Origin of the sequence: Xenorhabdus sp. PB62.4, from assembly GCF_014467285.1 — a bacterium.
In the GTDB taxonomy this organism is placed as follows: Bacteria; Pseudomonadota; Gammaproteobacteria; order Enterobacterales; family Enterobacteriaceae; genus Xenorhabdus.
The window spans coordinates 1-21,500 of the sequence record NZ_NKHR01000023.1 but is presented as its reverse complement, the minus strand read 5'-3'; the positions used below and the strand labels follow the sequence as shown (position 1 = coordinate 21,500).

General features: G+C 52.9%; 9 protein-coding genes and 1 pseudogene. 1 reads left to right on the top strand and 9 read right to left on the bottom strand.

Annotated features, from left to right (window positions below):
* Positions 1 to 38: 38 nt before the first annotated feature.
* The 8 genes and pseudogenes from Xenpb_RS15835 to Xenpb_RS15795 form a co-directional block, all read right to left on the bottom strand.
* Positions 39 to 338, bottom strand: a complete 300-nt coding sequence (locus Xenpb_RS15835) for a hypothetical protein (RefSeq protein WP_187655202.1) — start codon at positions 336 to 338, stop codon at positions 39 to 41.
* A 4-nt stretch (positions 339 to 342) separates the two neighbouring features.
* Positions 343 to 1,278 carry a hypothetical protein gene (locus Xenpb_RS15830; RefSeq protein ID WP_187655201.1) on the bottom strand — a complete coding sequence of 312 codons (936 nt, stop codon included), beginning with the start codon at positions 1,276 to 1,278 and terminating at the stop codon, positions 343 to 345.
* A gap of 258 nt (positions 1,279 to 1,536) precedes the next feature.
* The gene (locus tag Xenpb_RS15825) at positions 1,537 to 1,785 is read right to left on the bottom strand and encodes a hypothetical protein (RefSeq protein ID WP_187655200.1); all 249 of its coding nucleotides are present in this window, start codon (positions 1,783 to 1,785) and stop codon (positions 1,537 to 1,539) included.
* Positions 1,769 to 15,823: a hemagglutinin repeat-containing protein gene (locus tag Xenpb_RS15820; RefSeq protein WP_187655199.1), complete on the bottom strand. Its 14,055-nt coding sequence runs from the start codon at positions 15,821 to 15,823 to the stop codon at positions 1,769 to 1,771. The genes Xenpb_RS15825 and Xenpb_RS15820 overlap by 17 nt, the downstream gene beginning before the upstream one ends.
* Positions 15,820 to 16,359: a toxin-activating lysine-acyltransferase gene (locus Xenpb_RS15815; RefSeq protein WP_187655198.1), complete on the bottom strand. Its 540-nt coding sequence runs from the start codon at positions 16,357 to 16,359 to the stop codon at positions 15,820 to 15,822. The genes Xenpb_RS15820 and Xenpb_RS15815 overlap by 4 nt, the downstream gene beginning before the upstream one ends.
* Before the next feature lie 10 nt (positions 16,360 to 16,369).
* Positions 16,370 to 18,073 (bottom strand): ShlB/FhaC/HecB family hemolysin secretion/activation protein, encoded by a 1,704-nt coding sequence (locus Xenpb_RS15810; protein ID WP_187655197.1) that lies wholly within the window; start codon positions 18,071 to 18,073, stop codon positions 16,370 to 16,372.
* A 337-nt stretch (positions 18,074 to 18,410) separates the two neighbouring features.
* Positions 18,411 to 20,213, bottom strand: coding sequence for a TIGR03752 family integrating conjugative element protein (locus Xenpb_RS19700; RefSeq protein WP_222943016.1), 1,803 nt, complete (start codon positions 20,211 to 20,213; stop codon positions 18,411 to 18,413).
* Positions 20,203 to 20,553: pseudogene (locus Xenpb_RS15795) on the bottom strand (DUF3438 family protein); the annotation flags it as partial. The pseudogene Xenpb_RS15795 and the gene Xenpb_RS19700, both read right to left, overlap by 11 nt.
* A 56-nt stretch (positions 20,554 to 20,609) precedes the next feature.
* Here Xenpb_RS15795 and Xenpb_RS15790 point away from each other — a divergent pair.
* On the top strand, positions 20,610 to 21,323 hold the full coding sequence (locus Xenpb_RS15790) for a conjugal transfer protein TraG N-terminal domain-containing protein (RefSeq protein ID WP_255523162.1): 714 nt from the start codon (positions 20,610 to 20,612) through the stop codon (positions 21,321 to 21,323).
* A gap of 22 nt (positions 21,324 to 21,345) precedes the next feature.
* Here Xenpb_RS15790 and Xenpb_RS20520 read toward each other — a convergent pair whose 3' ends face one another.
* Positions 21,346 to 21,486, bottom strand: a complete 141-nt coding sequence (locus Xenpb_RS20520; protein WP_255523164.1) for a transposase — start codon at positions 21,484 to 21,486, stop codon at positions 21,346 to 21,348.
* Positions 21,487 to 21,500 lie beyond the last annotated feature (14 nt).

Genomic DNA, 21,500 nt, shown 5'->3' with positions numbered 1-21,500 from the left:
GGAAATCCATTTCTAAGCCACTAAAAAATAAGCTATATCTATCCATTGAATTTATTAAAGAGAGAATTTTTCGATACAATCATGGAAATTTCATTAGTCAGGGAGTCTATATATTCTTCCCCATATTGTCCTCTATCTGCCATCATTCTAAACTCTCCCATGATGTAATCATGTAGATTACACATACCGTTCATAGACTTGTTTTCAAGAATATTGATAGATTTTTTTAAATCTGGGCAAAATGTTTCTTCATATCCCAATTGTTTCAAGTAAATAATAACGCTTTTTAATAAAGTTATTAATCTATCAATATCATGTATATCCTTACTTTCTAACATCTTATCACCTCTTATTTGTTACTTGATCAGGAAAAGCAACTTTAAACTCTTCATAAGTATAAACTTTACCAGTTTTACCATCTCGTATGGATTTTACCCAATCCATAGGATAATCTCGTGGTAATAAGATCTGATCCCCTCCCCCTCTATACTTAGGAGTATCACTAGAAGGCGGCTGTTTCCCTACAATACCTATATTAAGTTTAGTGTCTTGGGGAATTTCTATTTCTGCTTCAAATCTAGATGTGCTCCACTTTTTGTAAACAGCGGTATCATTTCTCCCCACATTTCGTTCAGTTGTTGCATACCCACCATCTAATTTAGCTTGCTTATCCGTGCCTCCAAATTTTCTGAATACAGTTATTGGCTCTTGTGTGATAACAGTCTCGTATTTTCTATCCCTGAAAGTCTTCACCACTCCATCAGGTAAAAATTCCCTATTCGTTACAACAACACTTTTATCTATCTTTGTGCCTATTGGCGATTTTGAATCAACTGTGACGTGTGGGGCATTTTTCCCTTCAGAGAAAGACCTTGTGATCCGACTACCCTTATCCACCAACACCGTCACAGTTTTCCCTGTTTTTGGTGATGTCAATACCGTGGTTACAGAGCCACCCAATCCAATTGCTGCATAGGTAATTTCCGAATATTCTGGTGGGACACCCAATGCTTCAAGTCCTTGTGCTCCCATTGTTTTGATAGGTTTGCCTGATTCCAGAATATTCGAACCGATATACAGGTTATCAATTCCTTGTGTGGCCATAACTGCACCAACTGCACAGCCAATACCTGTACCACAAGACACTGCACCACCAATAATCTCAACTGCCCCGCCTGCTGCCTGTATCAAACCACCTGCACGAGTTGATAGCTGGTATTTACCATCCTTATACACAAGGTTATCTGTCAGTGCATCGGCTTTCCCATACTGGAACATCGGAAACGCATAATGAGCGACTGTGCCGTCCGGTTGTGGAACATCAATCGTCAGTGTTTCTTTCGCTATCGTCAGTGACTAGCTGGCACCCATCGCCCCGCCCCGCTGGATCATATCGGTCCGGGCCTGCAAATCAATCTGGTTGCCTTGCAACAGCCCGCCCTGGTTGCGGATATTCTCTGCCAGGATATTGATATCCGGATCGTTGAGAATAACTGATGGTTAAAAAAGCGATCTCGGCTCAAAGCCGGGACTGTATTATCTTCGTCGTTTAAAAGGATGATAATAAGCAATCCAAGTACCTATCCCAAGTATTGGCCCTGCAATAATCGCTGCTCTAAAGGCTTTTTTTACATATTCAAATGAAAAAAAGAATTCCCCACTCATAAAAAGCCATATCACACATTTACCAACAAAAAAACCGAATATAAATATTAGAAATAAAGAGAACGTCCACATAATACTTGCAACTATAAATAATATTATTTGTTTATTTTTTTGATGCATTACCTTCCTCCTTAGCTTTTTCTTTTTTTATTTCCTCTTGGATCAGTATGTTTGATAATTCAGTTGTACCAGATGCTCCCGCATTACCTCCGATACTAGGAATAATGCTTGGTTGCATATCCTTTGAAAGACTTAACTGGCCTTTTATCGCACCACCCTGCAATTTAGGATTGAATTTTGGATTCCAACCCCCAGTCCACCATAATCCTGCCTTATTAAGGGAATAGCCTAACATCTTGCCAGTTCCATACCCCAATCCAGCCCCTATCCCAGCACTCGCTGCACTCATAAGGGGATCATCGCCTTTCAGGGCACTTAAAGAGCTTCCCATACCGGCATTCCAGCCTATGGTTCCCCACAATCCTGTTTCCGCCGTAACTGCTCCTGTCCAGAATGCAAAAGCCACATCTTTTGGATCAACGGTTTTTGTGAATCCGTACTGAATGCCTGCATTCGTAGTTGCGCCTATCACGCCAGTTGTGAGCATTTCTGCGGGTAACACACCTGGAGCCGCTCCGGCAATGGTCATTGAGACCAAGGATATAGTCAGATTCGCATCAGCAACGATTTTCTCAATATCTGCTTTACAGGCCATATCACAGTCCGGTGTGTCACCGAACCAGAATCCCAGATTAGAGCCGGCCATTGCGCCCAGCGCATTATTCTCAATCGCATTCTTCGCTGTCTGCGCCCCGGCCACACCCCCTGCGGTAGAATTAGTAGCCAGCCCGGCCGCAATTCCGCCTGCCAAGGTCGACAAATTACTGACGGTTTCCTTCTCCGCCGGTGAGAGATCTTTCGGGTTCTTATCTCCGTACAGTGCACTCATAATAGCCGAAGCGGCCAGTTCGCCGCTCACCGCGCCCGTTGCCCCGGCAGTGGCAGAGCCCCCTTTTATTTCTGCGATAACCCCGCCTAAGATTGCATGCGCCATCAGGTTGGTGGCTTTTTCTGCCGGCGTCAGATCATCATAATGCGCTTTACCCTTATAGGTCAGTGCCTTCACACTATTGGCCAGATACGGCGCTGCCCCGCTAGCAATGGCCGATGGGATGTCGCCGCCCGCTAAACCCTGCAACGCCCCGATGACCGCCGTCACCGCCTGACGCTGGCTGCTGCCGATATCCGCACCCTGCTCTCTGATGGCGCCGTCATAGGCGAGCTGATATGCCCGGTCAGCAACAGATTTCGCATCAATGGCCTGACCTTCGGCCGCCAGCTGAGTTCTGGCTTGTTCTTTCAGCCGCTGCTGCGTTTGCGGATCTTTCAGGTCTGCCGTGGCTTTCTTCGTCGCCTTCATCGCTTCATGCGTATTGTAGATATCCATCACCTGGGTGCCGATTTCAGCGATAGCCTGTGCCTGCGCCAGCCTCTGCTGCTCTTTCTCCTTGTCGAAAATCGGACTCAGGCCATTGGCGGCATTATCGGTATCCCGGCTTAAGTCAGCCACATCCTGTGTCTGCTTATCGGCATTCCGCACCACAATCGTGCCATCACTCACCGCCGCATGGGTGGCCGATGACTGGCTGTCACGCTGATTGCTGCCCGCCAGCAGGTTCGAGGCCATATTGCTGCCCAGCTGGCTGCCCACCGCGCCGCCGGTACTGATACCCACACTCTGGTGTTCAGTCTTATATTCCGCCTTATTTTCAATATCACTAAAGCCCAGCGTGCCCGTCTCCAGGCGGTTTTTGTCTTTATCCGCTGTGCTGGCAATTACGGCGCCGTCAAGCTGGGTGTGCTCGCCCACCTTGACATCAAAGCCCCCTTTACCGGCAAAAATGCCCGTTTGCTCGTTCACCGAATCAAATGTGCTGTGCAGCTTGTCGCGGCTGGCATTGACACTGGCCGAACCGCTCATGGAGCCATAGGTGAAGCTGGCCCCGGCGCTGACATTCTGCTGCTGGCTGTCGTAGTTATCCTTATCCTGTTCACTGGCGAGATGCAGGTCACGGCCGACATCGGCTGTCACTTTCTCCCCGCTGACCTGTGCCCCTTTCAGTGTCGTATCCTGACCGGATTTCAGGCTGACCTGATGACCGGCATCAACCAGTGTTTCGCTATGGGTGACGCCGTCGCCGGTTTCATGCCCCTTGCCCTTATTGACACTGGCAGAGAATTTGATGCCGTAACCGCCCTGACCGGCGGTCAATCCCACACCGACACTACCGCCTTTGCTGCTGTTTTCACCGCGCGTCGTCTGGGTATTTTCAGCGGACGTGAGCGAAATATCCCGTTTTGCCTCCAGTGCGACATCACGGCCCGCTTTCAGACTGCTGCCTGCAATCTGAATATTGCCGCTGTCTGCCTGAGCGTTGTCGCCTTTTGCGGTAATACGGATATCCCGCCCGGCATTAAGCTGACTGCCCTGTGACTGTGTCTGCTCTGTGCGGGTTTCGGATTTCGCCGACTGGCTGCCATAGGAAAGCTGGATACCGATAGTGTCTGTCGGTTTTTCCGCGTTGCCGCCCGCCTGATTAATCGCATCTGCTTTGGCGGCTTCCGCCTGACTGAGCTGCCAGGCCTGATAACCCTGTACCCCCGACAGCGTGGCCTGCGTGCCTTTCAGCGCCTGCAGGCGGCTGTCTTTGGTGTCTTTGGCTTCATTGGCTGTCTGTACTGCCGTATTAACGGCACTGCCGACCGCACCGGACAACGCCAGTGTCAGGCCCGATTGTTTCTGCTCGGTTTTGCTCAGTTCGGTATGGCTGTTTTCCGCGGCCGTGACAGCCACGTCTTGGGCTTCAATATCAATATTTTTACCGGCAATGATATCGCTGCCATGCAGCGTAGCCTGTTCGCCGGCATGCAGCGTAACATGGCCGTCACTGCTGCCCACGGTGCTGCCTTTTTGCAACAGGGCATCGCTGTCGTTGGACTGTTTGAATGCCGAACTGCCTATCGTAAAGCCCACGCCTCCCGTGCCCATCAGGCCGGATTTTTTCTCCTCCTGCTGGGAGAACCGGTGATGGGTCTCTTCGGCCGTGGTGATGGTCAGATTATTACCGGCATTTACCGTCACATCCTGGGTGCCCACCACATTGCTGCCCTGAACGGTGGTATCCTGGCCGGACTGGATGTTTACCGTATCGCCACTCAGGGTACTGCTGACTGCCTGGGTGCGGTCATATTGCTCCCGGGTTGTGGTGGTCGTCGAGGAAACCCAGCTGTTGCCGCCTTTCACTTTCAGGTACTCGTCATGGGTTTGCTGCTGTTCACCCGCCACAACCGCCACATCCCGCCCGGCAGCCACTTGCAGTGTCTTACCGGCCGTGATACCGGTGGCGCGAAGGTTAACATCGCGCCCGGCGTGCAGGCTGACCTGTCCGGCACTGTGAAGGTCCGTACCGGTTTCCCCTGATCCTGTGTGGGTCAGATAATTATCCCGACTCCATTCAAGGTGTTCACCCTGCGCAGTTTTGGCCGTCCCGAACTGAATATCCCGCCCCGCTTCTAACTGGATCTCACTGTGTTGGCCCGGTGACATCAGTTGCGCAGCCGACGTATCAATATCCTTGCCGGCCCGCAGGTGCAGTTTGCCATCCGCGCCCTGCACATACACCCGGGCAACGTTATCTACATAAGTGGCATTGAACCGGTTATTGCCGACCTGATTTTCACCACGGCGGGTGGTACTGGCAATATCAATATTATGCCCTGCCCCTATCGTCAGTGACTGACTGGCACCCATCGCCCCGCCCCGCTGGATCATATCGGTCCGGGCCTGCAAATCAATCTGGTTGCCTTGCAGCAGCCCGCCCTGGTTGCGGATATTCTCTGCCAGAATGTGGATATCCTGGCCGATAATCCGGCCCTGGTTGAGCAGGTCGCCACGCAGTTGCACATTGACCTGGCTGCCACTGAGCAGGGCACCGGCGCCATCCAGTGCACCGGCCTGCGTGCGCACATACACCTGGGGAACCAGTACGGTTTGCCGGCGGCCGTCCGGTAAGGTCACAGTCGCATTGACCAGCCAGACCATGTCTTCGGTGAGGTGGGCCATCTGTTCCGCACTCAGGGCAATCCCCGGCGCCAGATTAAAGGCGTGCTGGGCACGCACGCCGGCATTCATCAGCGCCTTAAATTGCTCCTCGTCATTCTGGTGTCCCGGCAGATAACGTTTACCGGTCAGGTTAATCACCTGCTCACGGATCAGGCGCTGTTCATAGAAACCATCACCTAACCGCTTGTGCAGGTTATTGTGATCCCAGCGCAGCTGCTGTTGCATATAGTCCGTCCCCAGCCATTTTTTTAGCTGGGTAAACTGCGGATCGGTTTCAATCAGCGGCAGGTTGTCGATCACCGCTACCGACTGTGTGGGTGGCGTATTTTCGGGTGGCAGATTCAGTTTAAATAAGCTGTTATCCGGTAACTGATAATTCGGCACTTCCGTGCGGACGATAATGGGTTTTTCGCCCACATGGGTGATCCTTTCCGCCACACCGGTGGGTTTCTTACCCACATTCGTGATCTTTTCCGCCACGCCAATGGGTTTCTCGCCCACATTGGTGATTTTTTCCGCCACGCCAATGGATTTCTCGCCCACGTTTGTGATTTTTTCATCCCGCCCGGTGTTTTTTTCACCGGCGCCGGTCAGTTTCTCACCCACAGTGGATCGTTCACCCACCGTGAAGGTTTTACCCGGTTCAGTCAGTTTTTCCCCCGAGATAACCGGTGTCTCTGCTGAGCCACCCGTGATTATCGGCCTTTGTCCCGTCACCGCCGCGGGCGGGATGAGTACTTCCAGCCGCTGTCCCGGCCGTAATGCGACTTCACGCAGCGGGGTTGCCGCTTCCGTCAGGCCGGCGTTGATTTGCCCGCCACGAACTGGCGTCATCTGTGCCGCGGTGCCCTGATAATCAGCCGGCCGCTGGCCATCCAGCATCACCGTGCCCTGTGATGACCGGATCGTCCCGGGGGTCAGGGTGATGGCCTGGATTTGCGCATTAGGTTCATAGCGCGATGACCCCCAACCTTGCCGGTCACGCCCTTTTTTCTTAATCCGCCAAAAATTCTCCACCTGGCCTTTATCGGTGATATAACGCTCGCCCTGCATATCCAGGTTATGGATCTCCCCGCCCGTGACCGTCAGCAATCCCCCTGCCACCACCTGGCTCTTATCGTTTGTCAGTGTCGTGGTATCGATGACCAGGTTTTTCCCGGCCAGTATCTTCGCCGGATCGGTTATTTTCACCCGGGTTTCTTCTGTTGTGCGGGTGTATCGGTAAATCTGAAAGTTATCCCGGCATCCCAGGTCATCCACGCAGACGTGATCCACTTCATCATTATCAATCGTGATATGATGATTTTTCGCATCATAACGTTGCCCCCAGACCTGATATTCCTCCATTGGCGTCTGCGAAATACGCTCAATTTCGGTCTCAAAATGGTCATTGACGTTATTGATGGTGTCAGCCGCCAGCCGCATCTCCCCCATCGCTTCCATATAGGCGCTGTGGTTATTGATAACTTTCCCTTTTCCACTGGCCTGATACTGGTCATCCAGCTGACCGCCGAAGGCAAAATCACCGTCACTGTAAATCAGGCTGTGGGCTTGGTTATTTAACTCTCCTACACCCAGATCAAGGCGTTGGCGGGCCGCAATCACCGCTGATTGACCTTGGGCCATGATCTCGTTGGCATTGCCCGATTTTGCCTTTGTCCCGGCATCCACCCCGTTATTCAGCGTCCCTGCTTCAATCGCGATATGATCACCATAAATCCGCCCGGTGCCCTGGTTGGTCAGCTCAGCGGCACGCAGGTAGGTTTGGGCACCATCCAACAACCCGGTGTTGACGAGTTTATTTTTGACGATCCATTGATGGCGATCCGCCAGGATTTTCCCGGTTGCCTCGTTGGTCAAGCTATCCGCCTCCCCCGCTAAGGTGCCGGCACTGATCAGGCCATTATTGATGACATTGCCCTGACTGCTCAGCCGTAAGCGCCCATTGGCAATGATTTCACCGGTATGAATAAAATCTTTCAGCAGGGTCAGTTGGATATCACCCAGTGAGCGCAGTTTTCCGTCACCGGTGGCAGAGTCTGCCTCCATCGTCAATGCGTTACCGGCTTTGATCTCACCGTCCGTATTGGTCACCGCTAGCTGGCTGCCCTGCACAGTCAGTTTCTGGTTGGCCTGTAACTGTCCCTGCGTATTATTGAGCGCCGAAGCCAGTTTTAGCGTGGCATCTTCGGTGCCGAATAGTTGCCCTTTGGTATTGTACAGTTTGTCTGCCGTGATAAGGACATTTTTACCCTCAATGCCTTTATCCTGCTGCTGCGTGTCCTGATTGTGGATTTCCTGCGCACTCAGTTCGGCATCACCGCCACTGCGGATTAAACCGGCTTGATTATCCATGTGGTGATTGACGTGCGCGGTCAAATCGCCCAGCGCCAATATCTGTCCCTGAGTATTGAGCAGCTCACCCGTATCAATACGCAGCCCGGCCTCGCTCAGGATCTTACCCTGTTGACGGTTATCCAGTTGGTTGGTGGTGAGAATGGCCGATTTGCCATGCAAGGTACCGCGCTGGTTTTTCAGATCCCCGCTCTTCACCTTAAGCTCAGCCTGACTGTCAATCACACCCTCGGTGTTATCGAGTGCCTGCCCCTGCGTATCGACAGATAAATCCTGACGGGCGGCGATCCGCCCGGACTGGTTATCCAACCTTTGGCCTGTCAGGGCAAGCCGGGCCTGCGCTGCCAATAACCCCTGCCGGTTATTGATATTGTCCGCCGTGATATCCAGGCTGCCTGATGAGGCCACTCCCCCGCTTTCGTTATCCAGCGCCCCGGTATTCAGCACCATAGCCTGTTTACTGGTGATCCCGTGATGATCACCACTGTTGCGGTTAATTAAGGATTTTGCGTTAAGTGTCAGTTTGCCGCCACTTTGTAGCAAACCCTGATCATTATTCAGTGCATCCACACGCAGTTGAGTGTCTTTCCCGCCCAGGAGCTGACCGTGCTGGTTAAGGATAGTGTTTCCGCTCACATTCAGTGGGTCATGGCTTTCAATATGGCCTGACTGGTTATTCAGGTCCGCGACAGTCAGGCGCAAAGCCCCCTGGCTGAACACACCGCCGTTCTGACCACTGTTCCGGTTATCCAGTTGCTGACCGTGGGTGTCGATGGTCAGGTTTTGGCCGCTTCGTATCGACCCGTAGCGGTTCAGCAATTCACCGGTCCGTAACGTCATATGCCGTTCTGCAGCGATAAGACCCGCGGTATTATTCAGTTGCTGCTGGTACGTATCGATATCCGCCGTGCCCGCCCGGATTTGGCCGCTTTCGTTATCAATCTTCTGAGCTGTCAGTTGCAGGTTGTGCTGACCGGCAATTTTCCCCCCGGTATTGGTGAGCTGCCCGGTGGTCAGGGTGATATCCCCGTTCGACGCCGCAATATTCCCCTGACGGTTATTAATCTCGTCAGCCACCACGGTCATACCGGCTGAGGCCACTAACTGGCCTTGCTGGTTATTCAGCCGATTTTTTACGGTGACCTGAAGCTGGCCGTCTTCGGCCGCAATGATTTGGCCCGACGGGTGATTCAGTTCGCCTTGATCCAGCCCCTGTTTTTGCGGGTTCTCTTGATGATTATTCTGCTGTTCTTCCGTCAGGGTGTGGTTATTCAGTGACTCTGCATTGACCTTCACCGTGCCATTGGCAGAAATCGTTCCGCTGCCATTATCCAGTTCATGCTGAACATCCAGCGTCATTGCACCGGTGCCCCGTTGGGTCATCTTCCCTAAACGGTGATCCAGTGACTGAATATGGGCCGTGATATGTTGTGCCGACGTCTCGCTGTTCACCAGATGGTAATCCCCCCCATCCAGTTTCAATGCACCGTCAGAAATCAGGAAGCCTGCTTTGCCCTGAAAGTGGGTCGTGTCAATGGTCATCACGCCGGTTCCGGCATGGATCAGTCTGCCGCTATCATGCGTAATACGCTGCGCCTTCAACCTCAAATCCTGTCCGCGGGATTCAATTATCCCGGCCGTATTGTCAATCCCGGCCTGATGTTCCAGGATGAGCGACTGTTGCCCGGTCTGGGTAATTTTACCCTGATGATTGTGCAGTTTCTGGCTGCGGAGGGTCAGCGTTTCAGCCCGTAACCGGCCACGCGTGTTATCAATCCGTTCCGGAGCCGATAACGTGAGGTGCTGACGGGCACTGACGTGGGCATCCTGTAAATGTAACTGCGTGTCAGACGTCAGTGTCAGATCGCCGGCATTTGTTTGACTGCCCGCCAGTGAGAGATCTTTTGCGTTCACCGATAACTGATCATGGGCCAGATTCTGGCCGTGAAGCCGGGCGGTCTCTGTGACTTTTAGGGTCAAATTACCGGGCTGGGTCAGTCTGAGCGTGTTATCCATACCCGCCGCCAGGGTACTGCCTTGGTGGCTATACAATGACATGCTTTGGCTTTCAAGGTGGCGCCCGGCCAGTATGCGCCCCTGGTTGTCGAGGTGCTCGCGGGTGGTAATTGTCATGTCCTGCCCGGCGGTGATGTCTCCCTCATTCATCAGGTTACCCTGATCAGGCAGGGTCACATCACCGGACGCCCTTATCACACCGCGGTTGGTCAATTGCCCACGGCTGTGAAGCACCAGATTGCCCGAAGGCGCGGATTTACCATTGTGACCAATACCTGCCGCCAATACCGCATGTTTGGCGTTGTCCAGTGATGCACTGGTGATATCAAGATGATAGCCGGCCTGTATGTTACCCTGATTGGCAAGGTGATCACGGATGCTGACTGACAGATCCCGGCCGGCGGTCATGTTCCCCTGATTATCCAGTTGACTCTGCTCCTGGATGGTCATCGTGTCCGAAGCCGTAATGAGTCCCAGGTTGGTCAGCTCACCCGGGCTATAGAGCGTCAGATCACCCGGCTGGGACAGATTGCCTGCTTTATCGACACCCGCGGCCAGCACCCCTTTTTCCTGATTGGATAAGGACGCGCTGTGGATATTCAAATGACGGCCTGCCAACATTTTGCCCGGGTTAGCCAGATGTCCGGGCGTTTTAAGCCGGATATCGCGCCCGGTACTCATCTCCCCCGTATTGTCCAGATCCGCCTGATTGTCGATGGCGATATCATCCGACGCCACCATCACCCCCTGATTAACGACCTTACCGCGACTGTCGAGGGTCAGATTACCCGGCTGAGTCGGTTTGCCATGAGGGTCTGTGCCTGCCGCCAATTCCCCTTTTTTCTGGTTTTCTAACGCGGCACTGTGGATATCGAGGTGATGGCCGGCTAACACCCTGCCCTGATTGATCAGATTGCCCGGGGTTTTGAGCGTGATATCACGACCAGAACTTATCTCTCCCTGATTTTTCAACTCAGCCTGATTCTGGATATCAATATCATCCGATGCCATCATCACGCCCTGATGGGTCAGTTGACCGCGACTGTCGATGAGGAGATTGCCCGGCCGGGTCAGTTTGCCGCGATCATCCGTGCCGGCCGCCAGCACCCCGTTCTGATGACTGACTAATGCGGCACTGTGGATATTAAGATGACGTCCGGCCAATACTTTTCCGGCATTATCGAGATCATCACGGGCTTTCAGCGTGATATCGCCCCCCGAAGTGATATCGCCTGAGTGAGTAAAAGCGCCTTCATTCTCAATATGGATAGACTCGGACGCGGTGATAATGCCGTGGTTGTCCAGTTTGCCCTGGCTCTGGATCTTCAGGTTACCCGGCTGCGTTTTATCTATACCCGCCGCCAGTTTACTTTCTTGCTGGTTTTCTAAATCTGCACTGTGGATATCAAGGCGATGACCCGCCAGCACCTTGCCCTGATTGGTCAGATTGCCCGGGGTGTTGAGCTTGATATCACGGCCAGCACTTATCTCTCCCTGATTTTTCAACTCAGCCTGATCCTGGATATCAATATCATCCGATGCCGTCATCACGCCCTGATTGACCAGTTGACCGCGACTGTTGATGAGGAGATTGCCCGGCCGGGTCAGATTGCCGCGATCATCCGTACCCGCCGCCAGCAGCCCGTTCTGATGGCTGACTAACGCGGCACTGTGGATATTAAGATGGCGGCCTGCGCGTATTTTCCCGGCATTATCGAGATCATCACGGGCTTTTAGCGTGATATCGCCCCCCGAAGTGATATCCCCTGAGTGAGTAAAAGTGCCTTCATTCTCAATATGGATAGACTCGGAGGCGGTGATAATACCCTGATTGTCCAGTTTGCCCTGACTCTGGATCTTCAGGTTGCCCGGCTGCGTTTTATCTATACCCGCCGCCAGTTTACTTTCTTGCTGGTTTTCTAAATCTGCACTGTGGATATCAAGGCGATGACCCGCCAGCACCTTGCCCTGATTGGTCAGCTTGCCCGGGGTGTTGAGCTTGATATCACGGCCAGCACTTATCTCTCCCTGATTTTTCAACTCAGCCTGATCCTGGATATCAATATCATCCGATGCCGTCATCACGCCCTGATTGACCAGTTGACCGCGACTGTCGATGATGAGATTGCCCGGCCGGGTCAGGTTGCCGCGATCATCCGTACCCGCCGCCAGCAGCCCGTTCTGATGGCTGACTAACGCGGCACTGTGGATATTAAGATGGCGGCCTGCGCGCATTTTCCCGTAATTATCGAGATCATCACGGGCTTTTAGCGTGATATCGCCCCCCGAAGTGATATCCCCTGAGTGAGTAAAAGCACCTTCATTCTCAATATGGATAGACTCGGAAGCGGTGATAATACCCTGATTGTCCAGTTTGCCCTCGCTCTGGATCTTCAGGTTGCCTGGCTGGGTTTTATCCCTTCCCACAGCCAGTTTACCCGCTGTCTGGTTGTCTAAATCTGCACTGTGGATATTGAGGTAGTGGCCGGCCAATACCTTGCCCTGATTGGTCAGCTTGCCCGGGGTGTTGATCCGGATATCCTGGTCAGCACTTATCTCCCCCTGGTTCTCCAGCGCAGCCTGATTATCGAGGGTGATATCCGCCGACGCCGTCATCACCCCCTGATTGACCAGTTGGCCTCGGCTATCAATGATGAGATTGCCCGGCCGGGTCAGGTTGCCCTGATCATCCGTACCAGCCGCCAGCAGCCCGTTCAGATGGCTGACTAACGCGGCACTGTGGATATTAAGATGACGGCCTGCGCGCATTTTTCCGGCATTATCGAGATCATCTCGGGCTTTTAGCGTGATATCGCCCCCCGAAGTGATATCCCCTGAGTGAGTAAAAGCACCTTCATTCTCAATATGGATATTATCAGAGGCGGTGATAATGCCCTGGTTGTCCAGTTTGCCCTCGCTCTGGATCTTCAGGTTGCCTGGCTGGGTTTTATCCCTTCCCGCGGCCAGTTTACCCGCTGTCTGGTTGTCTAAATCTGCACTGTGGATATCGAGGTAATGGCCGGCCAATACCTTGCCCTGATTGGTCAGCTTGCCCGGGGTGTTGATCCGGATATTCTGGTCAGCACTTATCTCCCCCTGGTTCTCCAGCGCAGCCTGATTATCGAGGGTGATATTTACCGATGCCGTCATCACCCCCTGATTGACCAGTTGGCCTCGGCTATCAATGATGAGATTGCCCGGCCGGGTCAGGTTGCCCTGATCATCCGTACCAGCCGCCAGCAGCCCGTTCTGATGACTGACTAACGCGGCACTGTGGATATTAAGATGACGGCCTGCGCGCATTTTTCCGGCATTATCGAGATCATCACGGGCTTTTAGCGTGATATCACCCCCCGAAGTGATATCGCCTGAGTGAGTAAAAGCGCCTTCATTCTCAATATGGATAGACTCGGAAGCGGTGATAATGCCCTGGTTGCCCAGTTTGCCCTGGCTCTGGATCTTCAGGTTGCCCGGCTGCGTTTTATCCATCCCCGCCGCCAGCACCCCTTTCTGGCCGCTTTCTAACGCCGCACTCTGAATAGCGAGGTCATGGCCGGCCAGCACTTTGCCCTGATTGGTCAGCTTTCCGGGTGTTGTGATCCTGATAGTACGGTCAGCGTTTATCTCGCCCTGATTATCCAGCGTCGCCGGTTCTTCGATAACAATATCCTCCGTGGCGGTCATCATCCCCTGATTAACCAGCTGGCCATGGCTGTTGATAGTCAGTTTGCCCGGTTGCGTTTTATCCGTTCCCGCAGAAAGTAACCCATTCTGACCGCTCGTTAAGGACGCACTTTGGATAGTGAGATGATGACCGGCCAACACTTTGCCCTGGTTGGCCAGCTCGCCCGGGGTTTTTATCGTCATACCTTTCCCGGCGCTGATATCACCGGAGTTAGTTAGCGCCTCTTTATTCTGAATGTCGATATTGTCTGACGCGGTCACAATACCGTGATTATCCAGTTTCCCCTTGATATCGAGTGTCAGGTTACCCGGCTGCGTTAATTTGCTGTCTTTATCAGCGCCGGCGGCCAGGACACTGTGTTGCCGGCGATCTGTGGGCAGTTGAACATTTTTATGGCTTGCCAACGACGCACTGTGGATATCAAGGTGACGACCTGCCAACATCCGTCCCTGATTATCCAGGTGATCGCGGGTGTTGACGGAAATATTCTGACCCGCCGTGATATCGCCCTGATTGATGAAATTCCCTTGATTCTCAACCTTAACCTCCGCAGAGGCGTCTATCATCCCGCTGTTAGTAAGATGACCGCCACTGTTGAGCTTCAGGCGGCCTGATTGATTGCCGCCCGCCACTAACCGCCCCTGGTTCGTCAAATCGCCCTGGTTGTCGACAGTCAGGTTATCCGACGCTGCTATCGTGCCTTGATTGGTGAGGAAGCCACGACTTTGAATGGTCAGGTTGCCGGATTGAGTCCGATGACCGTTTTTATCGACACCGGCAATCAACTGGCCTTTTTCACCACTGTTGAAGGCAGCACTTTCAAGCGCCAGATGACGCCCTGCCAACATCCGCCCCTGATTTTCAATCTCATTGCGGGTGTTAAGCGTGATATCCTGAGCCGCCGTGATATCCCCCTGATTCGCCAGTGCCCCCTGAGCGGCGATAGCGACATCCAAAGACGCCGTTATCGCCCCGCTATTCGTCAATTTGCCCTTGCTATCCAGCGTCAAATTGCCGGCCTGCGCCCCTAACTGTCCGGCATTGCGTACCCCGACGCCCTGTTCGGTGCCTACCAGCTTAATTTTATTGGCATACATACCGCCCACGGCCGCCACATCCAGACTGAACGCCGGTCTATTCTTCTGGCTCTCTGACAAGATTTCGGTCACATTGCCCTGGGCATCCACCCGGTTGTGCCCGGTTGTCACGGTTAAATGGTTGGCGTGGAGTTTGGCGTTAATATTGACGGCGCGGCCAATCAGGCGGGTATAATCACTGCCGGTATCATTCAGCCCCTGACCTTCCACGCTGATGATACCCTTATGCGCCTCATCCACTTCAAACCCTTTCAGGCGCCCACCTTCCAGCAGGGTTTTCCCCGCCGCCAACGTGGTCTGGCTGGCATTGATAAAACCACAACCTTGACAGGTAATACCGGCCGGGTTAGCGATAATCACGTCCGCTCGTTGACCGGCCACTTCAATAAAGCCGTTCAGTTGGCTGGGGTTGCGGCTGTTCACTTCATTGAGGATGATCTTCGCTTCGCCTTGGGTTAACCACGGATTCGCGGTAATGAGGCCACCCAGTTCAGTTTGGGTATTGATGCCACTGTTATTGAGGATGGCACCCCGTTGTTCTACATCAAACTGACTGTACTGGTTACGGGAAACCCCATCACCATTCGGCGTCTGGATATTGATTTGGGGTGTGCCGTTGGCTGTGGCAATAACCGAGGGCTGCTGCGTACCGGGTGCATTATTATCCGCCACAATGTCAGCCTGTGCACTCAGGCTGACCAGCCCCAGCGCCAGTGAGACTCCGAACACCAGAGGTGTTAAGGCAACACGGGCTGACGATAATGAAGGCACCGATATGCGGTTCCGTGCCTGTCCGGCCGTATGGCTGCTGACTAACTCCGACACCACCATCAGCATCTGACGGGTTTTATTAAAAATCACGCGGTAGCAATGTTTATTCATCGCGCAGTCCCTCTTTCAGGTAAGTCTACGGTCAGGGGATGGTTGTCCCACCATGCGGCGGCCTGTTCACGGCTGACGCCTGCCCCTCGAAAACGGATCACCTGCGCCCCGCGCTCTGAGCCTTTGTGATAAAGCGCCCGGACACACTGATAAGGAAAAATGTCATGTTTGATTAAATCAGCCATCACACGGCTATGGCCAAACGGGGCTACCCAGTCCACAATCCAGATCCGAGCACCCCGGTTCGATGCCAGGCTGCGGTTATCCCCGTCATCTGTCGTCAGGTAATACCGTTCGGTTTCTTCATCAAACCGTGACCAGCTCAGGTAAAACACGGGCTGGCCCTGCTGACTGACCAGCACATACTGTTGGGCTTTAATAAAAGGCAGGAGCAATGTGGCAAGCGAATTTAACGGCGCATCCCGGTGCAGAGAGGAGTGTATCCACAGCCAGGTTGTGGCGCCCAGCATCTCTGTGTCATTTTCGTGCCCGCCAAGGATCAGGGGGGCACGCACGTCATAATCACCAATTAGCATCACAGCCCCCTCAGTACTGCCAGTTCAGACTGAAATTGACGTGGGCGTGGTCGGTTTTAAACCCATCCGGTTTGGAAAACGGCGTACCGACCGACACGTCATAGGCAAGATTCACCGGACGGATATGGCCTTTCAAACCGAAAACACCCCCTGCCAGTGTGCGCCCGATAATCATTTCTGACCCATGTCCGCCGACCCGGCCGTAATCCGTCCCTAGGTAAAGCTGTTGATCCGGCAGTGGAGTCTGCCATGACAGGGTATTACGCAATGCCCAGCCCTCATCAGCACTGAGTGTACGTTCACCATCAAAACCACGCACCGTCCAGCGGCTGCCGATACTGAATTGATCCTGTGGTGTCAGCGGGGTGTTACTCCATTGCTTCTGGTATTCCATCTTGTGCTGAAAGGATTGACTACCCAGCTTAAATGGAATATTCAGTGCCACCGACAACTGGATAATTTCTGATTTTGCCGTGGCGTAGTTTAAGGAAGATTTATTATTGCGCTCTTCATACGCCGGCAGCGCTCCAAACCAGCGGGTGCCTTTTTGATAACGGATACCCGCATCCAGTATCGCCGCGCCGATATAATGGCGGTGATCCAGCCCCAGGTTCCAGCTGCTGGTGCGGCGTTTCTGGTTATCAATTTCGGTCTGTTTCATGAAATTGCGGGTTTCGCGCACATTCACGCCATAAGTTAATATGGTTTTTGAACGGGCATTACGATGCAGGACACGGCTTAATTGCGCGTTCAGGCTGCGGCTTTTTCCGCGATATTTGGCATCCCCGTTGAGTTCCGGTACGGTTTGCATGTAGTTATATTTGCTGCCGGTGACCGCAAACTGCCAGTAACCGAACGGCACCGAATAATGTGCGGTATAGTTGGTGGAATCCTTGCGGTGGGAAAAAGCCAAATCACGGCTCAGAGAGAGATAAAACAGATCACTTAGCGACGTCGGGTTATCCAGCGCAAACATCAGCCCGCCCTGCGTGCGTCCGGTGGTTTTGGTACCGCTGTTATCCACCCAGGCACCCACATGCCAGAAACGCGATTGCTGGCGTTTAATCACGATATCGCTCTCGCCCGGCTGCTCACCCGGCACCAGCTCCATGGATGCCTGGATATTAGGTATACGCTGGAGGTTTTCAAGGCCTTGCTCGATATCCCGTAAATCCAGCACATTGCCGTTATGGGCAGGCATAGCGGTATACAGCGTGGCGTATTTATCTGACTCATCGGTATAGCGCACCTGCCGGATTTTGCCAGCGACAACATTGAGTTTCAGTTCACCCTGGCTCAGATCCTGCTCTGGTGCCAAAATACGTGTTGTCACCCAGCCGTGTGATATCAGCCGATTCTGCATATTGCTCATCAAAACACCAATCCCCTGCGCACCTAGGCAGTGCCCCTTAGCCTGTTCGGCCAGCCGTTGCAGCGGCACCCAGTGCGGCAAGTCTTCCCGGCCGGATAAGGTGACTTTATGGATTACAAAACAGGGGAATTCTTTGGGAAATTTCGGGGCAGACACAGAGGTTGTCTCATCTGCGGCTGAAAGCCGCACCGTCGGTGCCTTTGCCTCCAGGCGTTGCTCTAACGCTTGTTGCTGCTGTTTTTGATGAATAAAGGGTTGATCATCTGCCTGCACAGGCTGAATAGCGAATACAGCCCATCCGGCCAACCCTGCGAACAGATTGCTGCGAGTTACCGTTGCCATAATTGAACCAGTCGGATACTTAATTATTATTGAATGATGTTGAAAGAAGTATGAGAGAGGGTAATTATGGTTAAGGATGTTTTATTTTCAACCCGTTTGATTAATTTTTAATTAAAAGACCAATATTCAGACTGATTAACTGTAATTATGCAACAAAACGTTAATTAATTAACATTAATGAAACACACCATGTATAGCATTAAGCATATTCATCTGCATTTTGCATATCCAAAAAATAAAAGCCCGACAAATATGATTAGAAAAAATAACAAATGGTGCGTTTTTCAGAGTATTCTGACGGGGTAGCAATTCCCCTTATGACAAAAAACTTGTCTCACTATTTTCCCTTCGACAACATCTTCTGCATCACCATCTGCCCGAACATGCCCGCTGACTGCCTGACCTGTCCCACTCCCTGACTCATCATGCCCACCATATCACCCATCCGCACACCCGCCCAAGCCAATACCCCCAGCCAGACCATCGGCAACACGATAAACAAGGTTCCCATCACCAGCCTCATAATCAAATCGTCCGAGGTATTCTGAACCCCCGCCAGATTCAACAGGCTGTGGGTGTCTGAGCCATACAAGGCGTCCAGTAAATAGCTGTCTAACCAACGGGCCGTTTCCCACCAGAAGGTCAGGAAATTCAACGCAAACAGGGCGAACGTCAGTGTGAGTACCGTCTTAAATTCATAGGCGGCAAACAGCAAAACCAATGGTATCAGGATATACAATGCCATCAGGATCACTGCCTGTATCATCGGCAAAACCTGACGCACCGCATCAAACGCCGGCATGCTGAGGAATCCCCCCAGCAGGGTCCCCGCAGAAGAACCCACTCGATTTGATCTGTCCCAGACCGTAAAATCGGTATTACCGCCATATCCCGCATACACATAGCCGTCCTGAGACATTGTCAAGTTAACCGGACTGACTAAACGGCGGATCACCGCTTCTTGATATTCACGGGTTTCTTTGCCCAGCATTTTGAGGGCTGCCGACAGACGCAACCACAATCCCGGATCAGCCTCGGCCAATACCCTGGCCTTCAGCCCGGTTTTAGGGGTTGACCACCAGGCCTGACAGGTGGGATAACCGCCGGATAAGAAGGTGCGACTGCCCAGCCAGTCAATATCATACAGTGTGGCCGGATCGGTGGTTTGCCCCTGATCCCGTTGTTTCCACTGATACAATGCCAGGGCATAACCGTCATGGGTGAAATCCTGCAATTCCGCCGCTTGTGTCAAGCCTTTTGACAATCGGTGTACCACGGCCCCTTCCACTTCCGGCAGTTCGATACCGTTGGCCGTCAGGTTGTCTTTGCCAATCAGAATCTTGAAAGGATAAGAGTCAGTCACTGTGCCATTGACCGGCACCCGGCCTAATAACGCGGTCATCGCCTGACTGCCTGCCAGCGTGGCATTTTCCGGCAGGGTATAGACCGGTTTTTCGTTTTCTTCCTTAAGCGAGGAATGCTGTGGCTTATTTTGCTCAGTTGCTGGTTGTTCACTTAAAAAAGCGGTCGGGAATTTAGTGGCCGGTTTGCCGTAAACCCCGTTTGGGGGATCAACCGGTTTTTCATCGGCCGGCGTCACCCAAATGAGTTCGTCCTGCCCCATGACAGGGTTAGCAGCATACTGTCTCCCTGTCAGCCCCAAGCCAAGTGGTATTGGGCTGTCCTGAGAAAACAAAGGCGCTGAATTTAACCGCTCGGTGAGCAAATCAATCTGTAACAGTAATCCCTGCTGCTCATCCTGTAACTCGCGCCGGCGCTGTTCATCTTCCTGACGGATGGCGGCAACCGCCGCATCTATCTGGCTGGCAACATCAAGGCACTGGTGCTTTAACTGGTTATTTTCTTTCAAAATATCGGCATTCTGCTGGCCTAAGCGTTTCTGCTCTGCGCGCACTTTATTGAGGGCGCCTATCAGGGTACGCAGGGTATCTTCCGGCGTATCGCCCCCGACACCCAGCGCCTGTAATTCCTCCGGTGACAGCGTGGCCAGTACATTATTCGCCGTCGTGCCGGGCACGGCACTTTCCGTTGAACGGCAACTTTTGATGCCAATACCCCCGCCGATAAGCAATACTGTCGGCACCAGTATTTTCACCAACGCATTAGACTTAACTTCCATGGCGGCCTCCCGGTTTCACCGATGCCGGCTCAGGGATAAAGGTATTATCCGGCTGCCCTTTTGTGACAAGGTACAATACTGTCGTATCCTCCGGCGTCCCCGTTTCAGCCAGCCAACGATGCTGAAAAGTGGCCGCGACAAACTGCCCCTGTAATTCTCGCGGATCGGGCGTGATTTTTCGTTGGGTGGGATTGCGCAGTTTCAGTGCTACCACAGTGTGATGGTGCAGCCTCCAGCCAGCCAGCGGGATAATTTCAATCGGCTTTGACGGATAGAGGGTGGTGATGGATGAGGCCAAATGCAGGTTCACGGGCTAAATTCCCATGACCGGCTCGACGGTATCCCACCTGTCAGGCCTGGTGATCAACCCCTAAAACCGGGCTGGAGGCCAGGGTATTGGCCCAGGCTGATCCGGGAGTCTGGCTGCGTTTGTCGGCAGCCCTCAAAATGCTGGGCAAGGAAACCCGCGAATATCAAGAAGCGGTGATCCGCCGTTTAGTCAGTCCGGTTAACTTGACAATGTCTCAGGACGGCTATGTGTATGCGGGATATGGCGGTAATACCGATTTTATGGTCTGGGACAGATCAAATCGAGTGGGTTCTTCTGCGGGGACCCTGCTGGGGGGATTCCTCAGCATGCCGGCGTTTGATGCGGTGCGTCAGGTTTTGCCGATGATACAGGCAGTGATCCTGATGGCGTTGTATATCCTGATACCATTGGTTTTGCTGTTTGCCGCCTATGAATTTAAGACGGTACTCACACTGACGTTCGCCCTGTTTGCGTTGAATTTCCTGACCTTCTGGTGGGAAACGGCCCGCTGGCTGGACAGCTATTTACTGGACGCCCTGTATGGCTCAGACACCCACAGCCTGTTGAATCTGGCGGGGGTTCAGAATACCTCGGACGATTTGATTATGGGGCTGGTGATAGGCACGCTGTTTATTGTGCTGCCGATGATCTGGCAGGGAGCACTGGCCTGGGCAGGGGTGCAGATGGGCGATATGGCGGGCATGATGAGTCAGGGGGGTGGGACAGGTCAGGCAGTCAGCGGGCCTGTTCGGGCAAATGGTGATGCAGAAGATGTTGTCGAAGGGAAAGTAACAGCATAAGGGAGCAGATACTATAGCAGAATCAACATAACCTGACATATTCAATATGCTCCGTAAACAACTCATCAACTGAACATCTTTTTTGCCTCCTTACCGCTTTTGCTCCGCCCCATTTGTGTTCTATCGGGTTCAAATCCGGACTATAAGCGGGAAGCCATTCCAGTTGACATCTGCTGT